The organism is Plectonema cf. radiosum LEGE 06105 (assembly GCF_015207665.1).
Classification (GTDB): Bacteria; Cyanobacteriota; Cyanobacteriia; order Cyanobacteriales; family Nostocaceae; genus Rivularia; species Rivularia radiosa_A.
Genome location: NZ_JADEWL010000263.1, coordinates 1 through 4,075 on the forward strand (window position 1 = coordinate 1; position 4,075 = coordinate 4,075).

3 protein-coding genes are annotated in these 4,075 nt (G+C 38.5%); 2 read left to right on the forward strand and 1 reads right to left on the reverse strand.

Annotated elements, in window-relative coordinates:
* Window positions 1-111 precede the first annotated feature (111 nt).
* On the reverse strand, window positions 112-1,020 hold the full coding sequence (locus IQ247_RS31635; RefSeq protein WP_193926145.1) for an alpha/beta fold hydrolase: 909 nt from the start codon (window positions 1,018-1,020) through the stop codon (window positions 112-114).
* Between the two features lie 626 nt (window positions 1,021-1,646).
* On the opposite strand from IQ247_RS31635, the gene infC reads away from it, so the two are divergent.
* Complete coding sequence (gene infC / locus IQ247_RS31640) at window positions 1,647-2,180, forward strand: translation initiation factor IF-3 (protein WP_193926147.1); 534 nt, start codon at window positions 1,647-1,649, stop codon at window positions 2,178-2,180.
* A gap of 147 nt (window positions 2,181-2,327) precedes the next feature.
* The gene (locus IQ247_RS31645) at window positions 2,328-3,998 is read left to right on the forward strand and encodes an alpha/beta hydrolase (protein ID WP_193926149.1); all 1,671 of its coding nucleotides are present in this window, start codon (window positions 2,328-2,330) and stop codon (window positions 3,996-3,998) included.
* The last annotated feature ends 77 nt before the right edge of the window (window positions 3,999-4,075 follow it).

Sequence of the window (4,075 nt, forward strand, 5' to 3'; positions counted from 1 at the left end):
ACAGGATGGGGAGAAATTAATAACCACCATCAACTATCTATCAACTATCAACCATCAACTATCAACCATCAACTAACCACTATCAACTATCAACCATCAACTATCTATAAACTAACTCCTCACTCTTTCAATCCAATCTAAAATCGCTTGGTTTACTTGTTCGGGACATTCATCATGGGGACAATGACCAACGTTTTCTAAGGTAATTAACTCTAAGTTTTCGTTGTGACGAACAAATCCGGAAGCAAGTGCGTAGGGAATAATTCTGTCTTTTTCTCCCCAAATTAAAAGCATGGGAATTTTTAAGGTTGATAACAATTTATTGACATTTGGGCTGTAATCTGGGTTGGTTGTAGCTTTGAAAAGAGCGGTAAAAGCACGAGCTGAACCTCTATCTTGAGCAGGTTTTGCTAATATGTCTATCAGTTCGTCGGTAACGGCTTCGGGATTAGCGTAAGCGAAAATTGCTCCACGACGTAATACACTCGGTCGGCGTAACAAGTAAAATACTGGTTTGATTAATAAGGGATTTGCAACAAAATTTTTGATTGTTGCGACTAGGGGATATAAAAATGCAGGAATAGCTTCTTTTTCTAAGGTCGGGTCTGGTAAGCTCATCATTACTACACCTTCCACCATTTCGGGATATTTTGCCGCAGTGGCTAAGGAAATCAGCGAACCGATAGAATTACCCACTAATATTACTGGTTTACGAATAAATGTTTTCCAAAATTCGTATATTTGCTCTACCCATAAATCCACGCTGTACTTAGCGGGTGCTTTCTCTGAAGCTCCAAAACCCAACATATCCAGAGCATAAACTGTATGGCGATCGCCTAATATTTCCAAATTATGCCGCCAATGACCGATGCTTGCACCAAATCCATGCAGCAACATTAAAGGTAAAGATTTTACAGAATTATTTTCTACTGAATACTGAGGGCGTATATATGTATACCGAGTTTGCCAACCCCGCCAAACCCAATCCCGCTGGTTCCCAACTTTTTGCTGCCAATCCATTTATCAACTAAACCTCTAAAAAATACCTTTTTCTGATGATGCTATAAGATGATTTTATGTTAAATTTGATTAATTTATTCAAGATCAGCCTGCAAATTCATAATTGCTAAGTTGAGCATTGTAACTAGAAGATATAAGTAACTGGGGTGGATCAGGTTCTCAACTTAATCTAATTTTTATACCTTTAAGCCTGTATGTGCAATATAATTTGATATCTTCCATTTTACAAACATGATTCATTTTGATATTCCAAAATTAATAATTTAGATTTTTTATATTTAAGTAGTTAATTAGACTTTCCTTTAAGATATGTGTATTTTATATTTCATGGTGTTATCATTGTAGAGATACGTAATGTATATAGCGTTAATGTTTTGACACAAAAAAATTAAAATAATTAATCTCTGTTGCGATCGCGTAACTTTATCTGTAGAGCGATAGAGCTAAACCCTCTCGAAAGTGGGTAGAATAAAAATAAGTAAAACGATTTTTACCTTTATGGATTAGCTACCCTAGATATATACTCATTGTTTGCAAAAATTCCCATAGGTTTTTTTGCTTGTGAGATACAAATTCCATACCCAAAACCAAACTATTAACCATAACTTCCCCAAAATCATTCATATATGCCTGTGATAGAGAAAAGAAGAAGTCGCGACTTACCTCAAATCAACGAAAGAATTCGCTTTCCAAAAATTCGGGTTATTGATACTGATGGCGCTCAGTTGGGAATCATGACTCCCCAAGATGCACTGACTAGAGCCGATGAGAAAGAACTCGATTTAGTGCTGGTGAGCGATAAAGCCGATCCTCCGGTTTGCCGGATTATGGACTACGGTAAATTCAAGTTTGAGCAAGAGAAAAAGGCGCGAGAAGCTCGCAAAAAGCAACACACGGCTGATGTAAAAGAAGTGAAAATGCGCTACAAAATAGAAGAACACGATTACAACGTGCGTGTTAACCAAGCGAAGCGCTTTCTCAAAGATGGTGATAAAGTGAAAGCCACGGTGATGTTCCGGGGTAGAGAAATTCAACATACCGATTTGGCAGAAATTTTGCTTAAACGGATGGCTACAGATTTGGAAGCTGAAGCTGAGGTGCAACAATATCCCAAAAAAGAGGGAAGAAACATGATGATGTTGCTTTCTCCTAAGAAGTAATTGTAAAAAAACTAAACAGCAAAGAAGCAATGCCGATAGGTTATAACTGTTGGGATTGCTTCTTTTTAGCATTTATTGTTCAGTAGTTACAGCGGTAGGGAACAGAAATTTTTTCCAACAATCGTTAAATATAAACTAGTGAGCGATATGTTATTCAAGCACTCCCGACGATTTCCACAACGAGTATCCCAGGTAAAAGGTTTGTTGTGCGGCTTAACCTTTGCTTGTTGCACTTCCCTGGGTATACCTTCAGCCTTTGCTGCCCAAACTGTTACCATTCGCTTAGGTCCCTTTGAACAATCTGTGGCGATCGCCGATTTGGAAGAATTTGCCAAAACAGGAAAACTACCGTCTTCACTGCAAATTTTATCACCTTTTCTTCCCAGTGGAATGCAAGGATTATTGCAGCGACGTTTAGAAATAGATCCCAAAACAGCCGATAACTTTAGCCAAGAGTTGCAGAAAACCTCCGTTGGTAGACAATTAATAGGTTCATTAAAAGCGGCTTTACCAGGTTCGAGTATTGAAAGTGTTGAAGGTGCGGTTAGTTTAGCTTTAAGACAAGTTAATGGCTTGAGTGTACTTGGTTTTTTACGGGCATATCCCAAAACAAATGTTACCGTAGATGCCACAAAAGCCATGAGTTTAGCAGTAGAATTCAACCCTAATCGTTTACAAAGTCAAGCTCTTGGTGCTTTGCTGGCGCGAGACTTATTTGTCAAAAATCAAACAGACTATAAACAAAATCTTCAAACTTTCAATCCAGCAAATATTGGCAAACAAGCAGTCGAACAGCAAACAATTACCTTACGAGATACAAAGCGAAACCGCACTATTTCCGTAGATATTTATTCCAGTGGAGTCAAACAATCGCAACAGCCATTAGTTGTGATATCCCACGGTTTCGGTGCAAATCGCAAATATTTAGCTTACTTAGCCAATCATTTGGCTTCTTACGGGGTTAGCGTCGCGGCTATTGAACATCCAGGTAGCAACGCTACAGCTATTAATCAAGCCAAAAATGCAGCCGACTTAAAAAAATTGCTCAACGCTACTGAGTTTATAAACCGACCAAAAGATATTAGCTTTTTACTAGATGAATTAACACAACTGAATAATCAACCAGGAAAACTTCAAGGACAATTAAATACTCAACAAGTAAGCGTTATCGGACATTCTTTAGGAGGTTATACAGCTTTAGCAGTAGTCGGAGGAGAAGTCAACATCCAACAATTAAAACAATCCTGTAACAATTCGTTGACTATTGCTAACGCACCCGCTGACTGGTTAGAATGTGCCGCAGCCTCCTTATCAGAAAACAAATTACAATTGGGAGACCAACGAGTTAAAAGTGCGATCGCGCTTAATCCCATGGTAGGTAAACTCTTTGGTGACAAAGGTTTAAGTAAAATTAACAAAGCAGTTTTAATCTTAACCGGAACCGAAGATGCGCTGACACCAGCCCTGACACATCAGATACAGCCTTTTAATCAATTGGGCGGAGAAAAGTATTTATTAACAGCAATTGGCGGCACGCATCTGAGTATAAGTGACGAGAATCTTTATGTAAATTCGGCTACAAATATTCTTAAAGAGCGGCGGGGAATAGAAGCTAGACCTTTACGAGAATTACTTAAAGGTGTAAGTGTAGCATTCGTCAAACAACTTACACCGGAAGCAAAAAATTATCAACCATTTCTAACCCCTACCTACGCTCAATCTTTTTCTACATCGCAAATTAAATTACGCTTGAATTCTCAGTTACCCACAAGCATTAAACCTTGGTTGAAATTGACTTTTTCAGGGGGTAATGGGTAATGGGTAATGGGTAATGGGTAATAGGTAATAGGTAATAGGTAATGGGTAATAGGTAATTGTCCCCCCATCCCCCCATC